The sequence below is a fragment of the Spirosoma pulveris genome, assembly GCF_054781875.1.
Window position 1 is genome coordinate 168,017 of sequence record NZ_BAAGTO010000004.1, and the last position, 12,606, is coordinate 180,622.

Sequence of the window (12,606 nt, forward strand, 5' to 3'; positions counted from 1 at the left end):
GTTTGCTAATAAGTTGACTAAGTCACTTGAGATAGGAAGGAGTAATTGCGCTGTACCGATCGTATTATTGCCCGACTGCTACGGCGCGGTCCAGCGCGGCCCGTTTTACAAGTACGTCCATACGCGCCAGTGAATGCTGAAGCTGAGCCGTAAGCCGGTCATTCTGGTAGCGTAGAAACTCGATCAGCAGCGATTGCCCATTGCGGTATTTGCTGTCGATCACTTTAAATGTCTGGTCGGCGTTGGCCACTCCGCTTTGCGTAGCGGCCAGACTTTCGGTGGCTGCATCCAGATCGTAGTAAGCCTGTACTACCTGCAGCTGAATCTGCCGCTGCACTTCCGTCAGCCGTGTTTGAAGCGCATCGGTCTGAATTTTAGCCTGTTGGATCTTCGACCGCTTTTCGTACCCCCGGAATAGATCCCACTGTAAACCCACCTGCGCCACTACGTAGGCCTGATTCTGGAACGTGTAGCCAAAACCTTGGAAACCAGTATTGGCGCCGACAAATACGTTTGGAATTTTAGCGTTGGCTTCGGCCAGTTTCACCGCCGTTTGGGCCGCTCCCAGTGAGCTTGTTACCTGGGCCAGCTCCTGCCGACCCAGCAAGGCAGCCCGTTGCAAATCGGCCACGTTTTCCGGCGACTCGGGCAGAATTTTCGTGAGGGAAGAATCGACGTCAATGGTGGCCTGCAAGTCGCGGTTCAGCAGAAAATTGAAGTAGGCACGGGCCGTTTCGCGGTTTTTTTGTGCCACGGCGAGTTGCTGATCAACCTTGCTGGTTTCGTAACGGGCTGAGGTCACCACTTCTTTGGTCGCCACATTATTACGGACCAGTTTCTCGTTCAGTCGAGCGAGTTCTGTAAGCACATCGCGCGAGTTCTGGAAGATACGGATAGCATCCAACGTTTGAAGATACTGGTAGTAAGCCGTAGCGATGGTGTAGCGCAACTCGTTTTCAACGACTCGCCGACGGGCTTGCTGCGAGGTAAGTAATTGTTTCTGAATAAGGTAGTTGTATTGAATGTCTGTATTGAAAATGGCGTAGCTGACACTAAATTTTGTGTCGTGAAAATTGTTGGGAGCCAACAACTGGTTAACGTTCTCGATGTTTGTGGGAAACCTATCCGAGCCCGTCAGCTGATTGAGGGCTTTGTAAGCGGGATTGAGCAGATCGCCCACCGGGAACTCCAGTCGACGGCCACCTGCCGCCAACGAATAAGTCGGGCTAAAAGCTACGCGCGGGTAAAACAGGGATTTTGCCTGGTTCAGGGATTCGGTAACGCGGCTAATTTCCAGCGATTCCTGCCGGAGCGCCAGATTGTTGGTCAGCCCTTCCCGAACATATCCCTCCAGTATTACCGAAGCGCCGGTTGGCGCGGGTTGTGCTGCTATCGAGAGAGGGATCAATAGTCCCAGATAGCGAATGTGCCTGGTGATGAGACTTGTAATCATGGGTCAGTTAATGAACAGTGTTTAGTGTATGGGTAAAAAAATTTTATAGCCCTTTTCGGAGCGTTTCGCAGAACAGATTGAAAGCATCGTCCATAATTACGGGTACATCGCATTCGGCAAACATGCCCAGCCGTTTCCGCAGAAACAGAGCGGTATATCCATGAATGCCACTCCAGATCATCATCGACGTCGACTGAACGTCGTGTTTCTGAAAAACACCGGCATCCATGCATTCCTGCACGACCTGCATGAGCAGTCCGAATGCCTGATCGCCTTCCACCCAGTCTTCCTTATCGAGCTTATCCATGGGGGCGGTCATGATAAACATCAGGTCGAACAATTCCGGGTTCTCCACCGCAAACCGGATATAGGAGCGCCCCATTTCGACCAGTTTCTCGAAGGGGTCGTTCAACAAACGTAACGGCTGAAACTCGGCTACCATCTTGGCAAAACCGCGCTGGTGCAAAGCAAACAGCAGTTCATTCTTGTCTTTGAAATACAGATAGATTGTAGCGGGGCTGTACTCAATTTTGTCGGCAATATTGCGAATGCTAACCTTGTCGAACCCATTCGTCAGAAACAACTTCAGGGCCGCTTCCAGAATAAGCTGCCGCATCTCTTCACGTTCCCGTTCTTTTCGTTCTGTGATTCCCATTGGTTGGTTAGTTAACAATGCAAACTTACTGAACAGTGTTCAGTAAACAAGTAAAGCGTGCTATTTTTTCGATTGGATTGAGTGAGCGGTAGTATTTAAGGATATAATATGGGCTATTGATTAAGGATAAGTGATTGTTCAGGTAGATAGCGTTGAGGCTTAGGTCAACTAGCTTTCATTTACTGCTGGAGTTGTCGTAATTGAAAGCTCATCTATCCGCAATTATTTATATTTATAAAATGGCTGCCCAGCAGAATCTAACGCGCACGCTCAAGCTGATCCGGCTATTGAAACAGCGCCCCGGTAAAACCCTGGCCCAGTTGGCGCAAATTCTTGAATGTGCTCCACGTCATGCCCGACGCTATATAGATGCCTTGGAAGAGGCCGGCTATTGCACTGACAAGGAGGGAAAACGACCGCCCCGTTTCTTTATTTTTGAAGACGAGCGAAAGCAGCAGGTTCCTTTCACAGAAGAGGAGGCCCAACTGTTACGGCAGGCGTTGGCTACGCTTTCGGAGACTAATCCGCTTCTGGCTCCGCTCCGCCAGAAAATTTATAACCAGTCTACCTTATTGCCGCTTGCTAATGGACTGGTCGATCAGCACCAGAGTCAGGTAGTAGCGCGACTGGCCGAAGCTGTCCGCAACCGGCAGCAGGTGCGGCTGTTGCGGTATCATTCGATCAACAGTAATTCCATCGGCGACCGGCTGGTGGAGCCGTATAGCTTCTCCGAGAATTTTACCCGGTTGACGGCCTTCGAGCCCGAATCCGACATGGTGAAAACGTTCAAGACCCAGCGTATCGAAGATGTTCTGTTGCTGGAAACTCCGCAGACCAACCCACCCAGCGAAGTGCTTACCGACCCGTTCGACTGGCCGGGCGAACCAAGAAACGTAAAACTACGACTCACCTATCAGGCCTATCACTTCTTAACGGAAGAATACCCGTTGACTCGACCTGATCTGATGAAACAGCCAGATGATGAAAATTATCCGTACGTATATGCGGGTACGGTACGCAGCTGGGTAGGCATTGGCCGGTTTGTGCTGGGCCTTCCCGGCCAGGTGCACGTCGATAGCCCGGACGCGTTTCGGGACTATTTGCGGGGAAGGGTGGGGGAGTTTAGTTGGTAAGCTCTTAATGGTTACCCTAACCCATTAGACGTCGAGCTTGCTTTTTCGGCTCTAAAGCGGAGGTAATCCATAGCTTCGGCTAGCTTGATTGGGTCGTCAATACAATCGGCTACAAGTTGGCTAACCAACGTTTGTTGCTGCTCTGACAAAGATTGAAAACGCTGAGCTGCTGTATATGGAACGGGAATTTGAATGATATGCATGTTAAGTAGGCCATCTGAGTGTTGCTGCCGAAACAATAAAGATGAATAAAATTTTGTGACAAGCTGTGTCACTTTTCGAGAATTACTTTGCTCACAAGAAAATAAGAAGAGGTATGCAGGATAAAGCAGTTGCCGCCATCGGTCGGCTATCCTTACAGAAGAGCGGACAAACTGAGCCGTATCAGTTGTACGTGGAGAACATGTTTCCCGGAGCAGGGGTGAATTATGATGTCCTGCTAGCGGTGTTCTCTTTCACTACCGAAGACAGCCAACTTATTTGCCGCTTCGAGGGAGTTGATACAGAGAAAGCGAATGAAACATCATATCAGAAGTACGTATACCGAAAGGGAGCTGCTAATGGTGGGGACGTAACGTTCACGACGAAAGCGGGCGATTTAGCGAAGAAGCTCAACACGCTGGTTGGCAATCAGGTCAAAAAAGCCATTGCGCTATGTCGGGTTTCCAACTATCAATACGACTTAGGCATGTTGCTGGCTTTGCAAGATCGCCTTACGTCTGACTATGACACGATTCTTCTTGCCTTACAGAGTGCGTATGCCCTGATGGATAAGAAGCGGCAGCAGTCATCCGGGTTGAGTTTCTGTTTCGAGTTCGATGGGGAGCGTAAGTATCTGGCTGACTTCCCCATTTTTCAACAGCAGGTTCTGTTGCATGGTACGTCGGGTAAATCAGAAAAGTACAACGTAACGTCGCAGGGGGCTAACCAGCTTTGCTCGATCTGTCTGCAAAATAAGCCTTTGCTACATGGCTTTGCGTCGCCATTCAAATACGCCACGGTTGATAAGCCGGGTATGGTCAGTGGGTTCTTTAGTCAGCGTAACAACTGGAAAAACTATCCTATCTGCTCTGACTGCTCGCTTGATTTTGAGTATGGTCAAAAGTACGTCGCGCAGAAACTGAAAAAGTACTTCTACGGCACCAGCTATTACGCAATTCCGAAAACCGTATTGAGTACCGACAAAGGCGGATTGGAGAAAGCACTTAAGCTAATCACTGAGCTTGAATTTCAATTGTCTGAGGCCTCGAAGGAAAAGCGGGTTGAAGACCGAATCATGCAGGAGATCGGCAAAGAGGCCAACTATTTCACACTAAACCTCCTGTTTTTTGAAGAGAACCCAACGACTAAAGCGATCAAGATCAAACTCTTGTTGGAGGAGATTGTTCCATCCCGGTTTCGCACGTTATTCTCGACCGTGCCCGAAATTATTAACCAGCAGCCCATTTATAAAAATTCGTATCGAATCAAGAATGAGCCGCAAAATCTGACCTTCTCCTTTGGCGTGTTCAAGCAGTTTTACGAAGATGATTTCTTCGGAATCGTGAACGATGTGTTCGTTGGGCGACCTATCAACCGGCAAACGCTCTACAGCCGATTCATGGCGGTGATACGGGCCAACTATAACAAAGCTCAAACCTCAGACGGGTACGTAGAGCCCGTAAACCTGACCGTATTGAAAGCTCATTATTTATTGAATTATCTGTCAGAGTTGCAGTTAATAACCACTAATCCCCAAATAAATATGATTTCAGAAGAAACCAGTGTCGAGAAGGCTGACGAAAAATTTGGCCGTGCCTTCGACGAAACTACGTTCAAACAATTCGTTGCTGACAATCCTCATTTTTTGGATGACAACTACAAAGTTGGGGTGTTCGCAGTAGGTGTATTGGTACGTTTACTACTTAACATTCAACGGCGTGAGCTTGACGGAGGTACGCCTTTCGAGAAGAAGTTGAAAGGGTATAACCTCAACCCCGAGACGCTGAAGGGTATTTATATCGAAGCCTTAGCCAAGCTGGCTCAGTACAGAGATTACGGCAAACGATACGATTCATTGAGTCAAATCATAAGTGAGTATTTCATTCTGAATAGCTATAAACTACCCACCATTTCGAACAACGAACTCTCTTTTTATTTCGTGGCAGGCATGGAAATGGCCAGCCGATTCCGTACCGAAGCCCAACAAACCAACACAACTAATTCTACTAACTAACATGGCAACACTCCTATCCAAGCGCACGGAGATTCTATTCCTTTACGAAACGGAAAACGCTAATCCTAACGGCGATCCGCTGAATGAAAATCGTCCTCGGTATGATTCCGAAGAAAATAGAGTATTGGTTTCGGATGTTCGTCTGAAGCGTACTATTCGGGATTACTGGTATGAATATAAAGGCTATAACGGCACAGATGGGAGAGACATTTTTGTGCGCGAAACCAAGTACGAAGATAAGGGAAAGACGTTTGTTGCAGATGGGAAACGAAGGGCTAGAGATTTTCAAGAAAGCAAGCAGACGGTTCTAGACCGGTGCATTGATGTACGAACGTTTGGCGGTGTTTTACCTCTCGACAAAGACTCGATTACACTGGTCGGTCCAACGCAGTTTCAGATGGGTAAATCCCTCAACAAAACTGACATTATCACAGACCAGGGAACGGGTGCATTTGCCTCGGGCGACGGAAAGGGACAGGCAACATTCCGTACGGAGTATAAAGTGCCTTACGCCCTGATTGGCTTCAACGGCATTATTAACGAGAAAGCGGCTGCTTATTCGCAAATGACCGACGAGGACAAAGCGTTGTTGTTGGAAGGAATTTGGGAGGGCACTAAAAACCTGATTTCACGCTCGAAGTTTGGACAAACTCCTCTGCTGCTGATCACCGTCGAATACAATGAACCGTACTATATCGGTGGATTACGGCAACGGCTGAAACTGATTACAGAGAAGAATGAAATGCAACTGCGTAGTACTGACGACTACACGCTCGATGTATCTGTTCTGATGGCTGAACTCGTTTCCCAAAAAGATAAAATCAGCAGCGTTACGGTACGGATAGATCCTCGGTTGAAAACGTCACAACCACTCACCAACGGACTTCTTGCGCTATGAACGACAACCGCCTGATCGTCTTTGAGTTGTCGGGCGAATACGGTCACTTTCGCAAGTTCAACACCACAACGTCACCGCTAACGTACCCAATTCCTACCCGAACGGCCTTAACGGGCGTGTTGGGGGCTGTGTTGGGCGTTGAGCGGGAAACGGCTCCCGGTCGATTTGCTGATAATGCCTTGCCTATTCAGGAGCTTTTCAGTGCCGATGTTTGTCAGTTGGCCGTCCAGTTACTTGCGCCCGTTAAGAAGGTAAACATTGGCTTTAACCTGCTGGACACGGGCAATTCGTTTTATGAGATTCGCAAAAGTGGACGTACCCAGATCGAGTTTGAGCTTCTAAAGAATCCGGCTTTCCGGGTATTTGTCCGACTCAAGGACGGGGTTCTGTTCGATCAGCTAGCCGATCGGTTGATCACCCGTTCGCACCATTTTACACCCTATTTAGGATTGAGCCAGTTTACGGCGACCCTTCAGGAAGCGCGAATTACAAGTGGTGTTGTTCGTACCGCTTCGGCTGGGTACGTACCTGTGCAATCGGCTGTGAATCTGTCATTGCTGACTACGACGCCACCCATTGAGTTTGACCAGACAGCCCATTATTACGTAGAAACAATGCCGATTGAACTTAGTCGTGATCGGGTCGTAATGCGGTACGGCGAAGTGCTTGTCAACGCCGATGGTGGTTCGGTCATGGTTCAGGCGAACGAATGGTTTGAAATACCTGATTTTGGCAATATTCTATTTCTCTGATGCTATACTCACACCCCGGCGTTCCGCTCATTGACCACACGCAAAACGTGGCCGACTCATGCCGTAACCTACTACAAAGTCGGGTAACCAACTTTGATTTACCCACTGGTTTATTGGCTGATGTAGGCTATCTGGCCGGGGTGTGCCACGACATAGCGAAAGGAACCAGGTACTTTCAGCACTATCTCTTAACGCCTGACCATCAGGTTATAGGCCCTAAGGAACACGCTTTACTGTCATCATTACTGGCAAAACAGGTTGTGTCGCAATATCTGTCTGCATTCGAGTTGACGGATACTGATCGCCAACTGTTGCCGTACCTGGTATTCACGGCGGTGAAACGTCACCACGGTAATTTGAATGACTTCAAAACGGAGTTGTCACTCGATACCAAAGCCGATATTTTATCCGAACAAATAGACGTTTTTGACGATGAACCGCTGATTCAGGAGATTCTTGACGAACTAATGGTTGTAGTCAATTTTAGATTCGACTGGCAGCCTTTCAAAAGATATATTCAAAAAAAGGAATACGTTGATGAATACGGAGATTTTGAACTGGATTTCTTTGATCTCGGTGACTATGACAGCTTAGCGCACGACGCTAAAAACCGTTACTACTACTGGCATCAATTGTTCTACGGAACGCTGCTTCTTTCTGATAAGTCAGACGTAATCTTAAAAGGAATCACTGGTCAGGGTGACGAACGACCTTCACTTTCTGCGCTAGATAATTACCGAAAACGGCGCGGGTTTGATTCGCCCAAAACTGTGTTGGACGGTCTGAAAAACCAGGCGTACCATGAAACGCTGGCAGAACTGGAGCAGATATTTTCGGTAAACCAGCATCTGTACTCTATCACATTACCCACTGGTTTAGGCAAAACGCTGACCTCATTGGCTGTTGGGCTGGCGATGCAGCAAAAGTTGGGTTTGCTGGCTGGCCGACTCGTCATTACAATTCCGTTTACGTCGATTATCGACCAAAACTTCAGCGTATTTGAGGACGTCTTTAACAAGCCATCATCAGATATTCTACTCAAACATCACCACTTAGCAGAACCAGCTTATAAAACAGGTGATGATGTACTGGATCAGGATAAAAGTCAGTTTTTGATTGAAACATGGCAGTCGGGAATCGTCGTGACAACGTTCGTTCAGTTGTTGGAATCGCTCTTTTCCAATGACAAAACGAAATTGCTCAAGCTGCCTAATCTCGTTAACTCGGTCATTATTCTGGATGAGATTCAGCAGATTAAGTACGAGTTATGGCCGCTGATTCGACAGGCGTTTACGACCCTTGGCAAACGCTATAATTGTTACTTCATCTTAATGTCGGCTACGCAACCGTTAATTTTCAAGCCTGATGAAGAGATTACTGAACTGGTGCCCAACTATCGCTCGTACTTCCGAAACGATCTGTTCAACCGAACAAAACTCATCAACCGAACGAATCAGGAGGTTAGCTTTAATGAGTTTACGCAGGACGTGATCACGTATTGTGACGATCACCGGGACAAAAATGTGCTGGTCATTCTAAATACGAAGAACGCAACGTTAGAATGCTTTAAAAAAGTAGCAAATGCGCTGGACCCTGAAACGGTAGATGTGTATTACCTCACTACGTTGATTACGCCTTTTGAGCGCAAACGGATTATTGACCGGATTAAGAATTACGCAGGGCCAAAACAGCAGGTCATTATCTCAACCCAACTGATCGAGGCCGGTGTCGACGTGTCGGTCCACACCGTATTTCGGGCAATGGCTCCGCTTGACTCAATCATACAGGCGGCTGGTCGGGCCAATCGATACAATGAAAAGGGAGAAATCAGCGAGGTGTTTTTGTATGCTATTACAGAGATGAAGCGGGCAAGTGGTATGGTATATGGCGGTGATCTGCTGGTTAAAACAGGTAATGTCCTGAAGTCCATAACTGAGGTTGATGAGCACGGCTACCTGGAGTTAATAGAGGCTTACTTCAATGAAGTAAAAAAGCAGGCCGACGTGTTGGTGTCGCCAGAACTGACTGCTCTACAGGCATTAGATTTTAAGAAAGTTGGTGAATTTCAGTTTGTAGAAGAACGAGATACTGAATCAGTTTATGTGCAGCTTAACGACGAAGCTGAAAGCCTCTGGCAACAGTACGTTGTGATTAGTGAAAAGAAGGACTTAAAGCCTTACGAACGGAAGCGAGAGTTCGCTCTAATAAAAGCCAGGTTCTATGAGTACGTCGTAAACATACCGCTACCCTATGAAAAGAGTGGGTTGAAAGCCAAGCAGATTGTTTTTGATGGCGAAAAAGAGTATTTCTTTTATGTGTCGTATCAGAATAACCCGTCTTCGTGCTACACTTATGCATTTGATGATTTTCGTAACAATACCGGGTACGTTCCTATTGTTCAACCACACACGTTTAATCACTAACCACTCCATGCCACACCTTACCCAAACCCTGATTCCCATCACGACTATTACCTTTCCCGAAATTGCGTTGCGTACGCGGGATGCGCATAAGCTGCGGGGCTATTTCGGCGAGTTGTTCAAGGAGCATTCGCCCCTGCTGCATAACCACCTGGAGGCCGATATGCCCGCCGAAGCCGATGGGGCCGTGGCTGTAAAGTTTCGGTATGCCTACCCATTGGTGCAGTATAAAGTACTCGATCAGGTACCAACGCTGGTGGGGCTGGGGAGGGGGCTACTTTGCTCACGCAGTTGTTTTTGCAGATGCGGGAAGTGAAAATTGAAAACGAAACATTCCCCGTACTGAGCAAGCACATTCGCCATGAACAGGCACCCATTGGCCTTGCGGATGACCTCATCGAGTACCGGTTCGAAACGCTTTGGATGGCGCTCAATCAAAACAACTTCCGCGACTACCGGCGCTATGCCGAAGCCGAACAACACGCCCAGCTAAAACGGGTGTTGACCAGCCAGCTCCTGGCTCTGTTTCGTGAATTTGGCCTATGGCTCGAACCCCACGAACGCATCATGGTACGGCTCTCGGTGCAGGAACGCAGCACCCAATTTAAAAACCAGACCATGATCGCCTTTGCGGGCCACTTCCTGACGAACGTTATCTTGCCCGATGGCATCGGTCTGGGTAAGGCGGTGTCGAGGGGGTTTGGGACAGTAAAAAGGGAGGAAGGAGGAAAGGGATAAACTGACCACCCTTTCTCGCCTTTTCTCCCTCCTCCCATTCCTCCCTTTTTATGCAACTCCACATCAGCACCTACGGGACATACCTGCACGTAAAAGATGCCATGTTCGACGTTCGGCGGAAGGGCGAGGATGGTAAAGTCATCAACGCGACCTACTCAGCCGAGAAGGTGACGCATATTCTGCTGGCGACGGGCACTTCGCTCAGTACGGATGCCGTTCGGCTGGCCATGCGCCATAACGTTGACATCGTGTTCATTGAGCAGCAGGGCGACCCCATTGGGCGGGTGTGGCACGCCAAGCTGGGGAGCACCACCAAAATCAGAAAGCGGCAGTTAGAGGCTAGTCTGGGGCCTGATGGGCTCCGGTGGGTGCGGTCCTGGCTGCTGGGCAAGCTCGATAATCAGACGTGCTTTATTCGGGGACTGAAAAAACACCGTCCGCAACATGCCGATTTTCTGGACGACAAACTGACCCGTATGGAAGCCTTGTCCCTGTCGATCAGTACGCTGGCGTCGGCAAGTGGGCAAACGGCAGGTGCCACCTGTGTAGCCGATGTGGCCGATACGTTGCGCGGGTTGGAGGGTACGGCGGGTCGGTTATATTTCGAGACGCTGAGTTATGTGTTGCCGAAAGAATACCAGTTCAACGGGCGGAGCAGTCGGCCCGCGCAGGATGCGTTCAACGGGTTTCTGAACTACGGCTACGGTATGCTTTACGGCAAAGTCGAAAAAACGCTGATGATGGCCGGGCTCGATCCCTATGTGGGGTTTCTGCACCGCGACGATTACAATCAGCTGAGCATGGTGTATGACTTCATTGAACCGTATCGGGGTTGGGTCGATGAAGTGGTGTTTCGGTTATTTACGGCCAAAAAAGTCAATATCAGGAGTGCCGACCGGTCGCACGTGAGTGAAGTGGCAGGATCGCGGGCATCGGTATCTACCACTGCCGGGCTCTCCCTGAATGCCGATGGCAAAGCTTTACTGGTGAATGCCTTCAACGAATTTATGGACAATGACCCCATTCGCTACCGGGGGCGGAACCTCGTCCGCAGTCATTGTATGCAACTCGACGCGCATCAGTTTGCGAACGAACTCATCGGTAAAACGGGTGGACTGCCCGACCTTGTAAAGCTATGATTGTGTGGGTACTCTACGATATTGTTAAGGATAAGGCGCGTACGAAAGCGGCCAAACGCTGTCAGCAGGTGGGTTTGTACCGGGTGCAGTTTTCGTGTTTTCTGGGTACGCTGACGCAGAACCAGAAAGACACTCTGCAACTTCAACTGGAAGAGCTAATCGACGAAGACACCGACAAGGTGTATATTTTTTCGATGAGTCGGGGCGAGTTACAGCAAACGGCTTTGCTGGGGCAGGCCTTCGACAAAAAATTAGTCACCGACGAAATCAAGGCGTTGTTTTTTTAGCCATGACCCTCACTCCATCGCACATCATCGAGTATTTATTCTGTCCGCGTTTTACGTATTTCGAGTATGTGTTGGCGATCCCACAGTATGAGGAAAAGAATTACAAAGTGATGCGGGGGCGGAACCTGCACGACGAACGGCTGGAGCGGAATAAAGACTACCTCCGTAAACGACTTGGCCGTCCGGGGGCACCGGTCACGGAGAAGTATGCCGATCAATACCTGACGAATGAGCTGATTCGGGGCGTGGTGGATGAGGTGCTGGGCTTCGGTGATAGGACGATGGCTCCGCTGGATTACAAGTTTGCCGAGTACAAGGATAAGGTGTTTGAAACATACCGGACACAGTTATACTGTTATGCCTGGCTCATAGAAGCGAACTTCGGTCGGCCGGTTGACCGGGGTTTTCTCGTGTATACGCGTAGCAACAACCGGGTGGTGGAGCTGCCGATTCGCGAGGAGAACAAAGCTGAAGTAAAACGGGCAGCCGAAGCGATTTTTATAATTATTGATCGAAATTTTTATCCGAAGGCTACTAAGGCGAAAGCCCGTTGTGTAACTTGCACATACCGAAATATTTGTATTAAGTAGGCGTATTCCGGATGGCAACGTATTTTGATAGCTTTGAAAAAGGGCTTTAATTTATTGATTGTCATTAAGTTATGTTTACGGAAAACGCCTGGAAATTACCCGTTTTATATGTACTTTGACCTGCTAACAAACAAAAAAGAGCATTCGCAGGAAGGGTTTATTCCCTTGCCAATGAGCGAATTACGGCTCCCGACGTATTCCAGAGGCTAATCCACGAGAAGAAGGATTGAAACATGGTTCTGTCGGTCATCTTCTGTACGTAGTCGATAATTCCAGAGGCTAATCCACGAGAAGAAGGATTGAAACGTAGCCATACCGTGTGACAG

The 12,606-nt window shown here is 48.7% G+C and carries 13 protein-coding genes and 1 CRISPR repeat array (1 of these 14 running past the window's edge); of the genes, 10 read left to right on the forward strand and 3 right to left on the reverse strand.

The genetic code is table 11. The features are described from left to right. Nucleotides 1–64: 64 nt before the first annotated feature. Together ACYVJM_RS16585 and ACYVJM_RS16590 are read right to left on the reverse strand one after the other, a co-directional pair. The gene (locus ACYVJM_RS16585) at nt 65–1,453 is read right to left on the reverse strand and encodes a TolC family protein (protein ID WP_461149344.1); all 1,389 of its coding nucleotides are present in this window, start codon (nt 1,451–1,453) and stop codon (nt 65–67) included. A 43-nt stretch (nt 1,454–1,496) separates the two neighbouring features. Next, entirely contained in the window at nt 1,497–2,108 is a 612-nt protein-coding gene (locus ACYVJM_RS16590; protein ID WP_461149345.1) for a TetR/AcrR family transcriptional regulator, read from the reverse strand. A 239-nt stretch (nt 2,109–2,347) separates the two neighbouring features. Between ACYVJM_RS16590 and ACYVJM_RS16595 the strand changes: the two genes are divergently transcribed. Beyond that, on the forward strand, nt 2,348–3,241 hold the full coding sequence (locus ACYVJM_RS16595; protein ID WP_461149346.1) for a helix-turn-helix transcriptional regulator: 894 nt from the start codon (nt 2,348–2,350) through the stop codon (nt 3,239–3,241). 11 nt (nt 3,242–3,252) lie between these two features. Here ACYVJM_RS16595 and ACYVJM_RS16600 read toward each other — a convergent pair whose 3' ends face one another. Further along, nucleotides 3,253–3,444, reverse strand: coding sequence for a hypothetical protein (locus ACYVJM_RS16600; protein ID WP_461149347.1), 192 nt, complete (start codon nt 3,442–3,444; stop codon nt 3,253–3,255). A 113-nt stretch (nt 3,445–3,557) separates the two neighbouring features. On the opposite strand from ACYVJM_RS16600, the gene ACYVJM_RS16605 reads away from it, so the two are divergent. From ACYVJM_RS16605 to cas4, 9 genes are read left to right on the forward strand one after another with little or no spacing between them, the layout of a single operon-like run. Next, entirely contained in the window at nt 3,558–5,456 is a 1,899-nt protein-coding gene (locus tag ACYVJM_RS16605) for a TIGR02556 family CRISPR-associated protein (RefSeq protein WP_461149348.1), read from the forward strand. A gap of 1 nt (nt 5,457) precedes the next feature. Beyond that, entirely contained in the window at nt 5,458–6,354 is an 897-nt protein-coding gene (cas7b, locus tag ACYVJM_RS16610; protein WP_461149349.1) for a type I-B CRISPR-associated protein Cas7/Csh2, read from the forward strand. Then, a complete protein-coding gene (gene cas5b, locus ACYVJM_RS16615) occupies nt 6,351–7,106 on the forward strand; it encodes a type I-B CRISPR-associated protein Cas5b (protein ID WP_461149350.1) in 756 nt (251 codons plus the stop codon). The genes cas7b and cas5b overlap by 4 nt, the downstream gene beginning before the upstream one ends. Then, complete coding sequence (gene cas3, locus ACYVJM_RS16620; RefSeq protein ID WP_461149351.1) at nt 7,106–9,529, forward strand: CRISPR-associated helicase Cas3'; 2,424 nt, start codon at nt 7,106–7,108, stop codon at nt 9,527–9,529. Before cas5b ends, cas3 begins: the two co-directional genes overlap by 1 nt. Nucleotides 9,530–9,536: 7 nt before the next feature. Further along, nucleotides 9,537–9,842 carry a hypothetical protein gene (locus ACYVJM_RS16625; protein WP_461149352.1) on the forward strand — a complete coding sequence of 102 codons (306 nt, stop codon included), beginning with the start codon at nt 9,537–9,539 and terminating at the stop codon, nt 9,840–9,842. Next, a complete protein-coding gene (locus ACYVJM_RS16630) occupies nt 9,830–10,264 on the forward strand; it encodes a CRISPR-associated endonuclease Cas6 (protein WP_461149353.1) in 435 nt (144 codons plus the stop codon). Before ACYVJM_RS16625 ends, ACYVJM_RS16630 begins: the two co-directional genes overlap by 13 nt. A gap of 50 nt (nt 10,265–10,314) precedes the next feature. Next, the gene (gene cas1, locus ACYVJM_RS16635; RefSeq protein ID WP_461149354.1) at nt 10,315–11,403 is read left to right on the forward strand and encodes a CRISPR-associated endonuclease Cas1; all 1,089 of its coding nucleotides are present in this window, start codon (nt 10,315–10,317) and stop codon (nt 11,401–11,403) included. Further along, nucleotides 11,400–11,690 carry a CRISPR-associated endonuclease Cas2 gene (gene cas2 / locus ACYVJM_RS16640; protein WP_461149355.1) on the forward strand — a complete coding sequence of 97 codons (291 nt, stop codon included), beginning with the start codon at nt 11,400–11,402 and terminating at the stop codon, nt 11,688–11,690. Before cas1 ends, cas2 begins: the two co-directional genes overlap by 4 nt. Before the next feature lie 2 nt (nt 11,691–11,692). Then, a complete protein-coding gene (gene cas4, locus ACYVJM_RS16645) occupies nt 11,693–12,280 on the forward strand; it encodes a CRISPR-associated protein Cas4 (protein WP_461149356.1) in 588 nt (195 codons plus the stop codon). Nucleotides 12,281–12,476: 196 nt separating this feature from the next. Further along, a CRISPR array of direct repeats spans nt 12,477–12,606; the repeat unit is 37 nt; unit sequence ATTCCAGAGGCTAATCCACGAGAAGAAGGATTGAAAC; it runs 1,772 nt beyond the window's last position.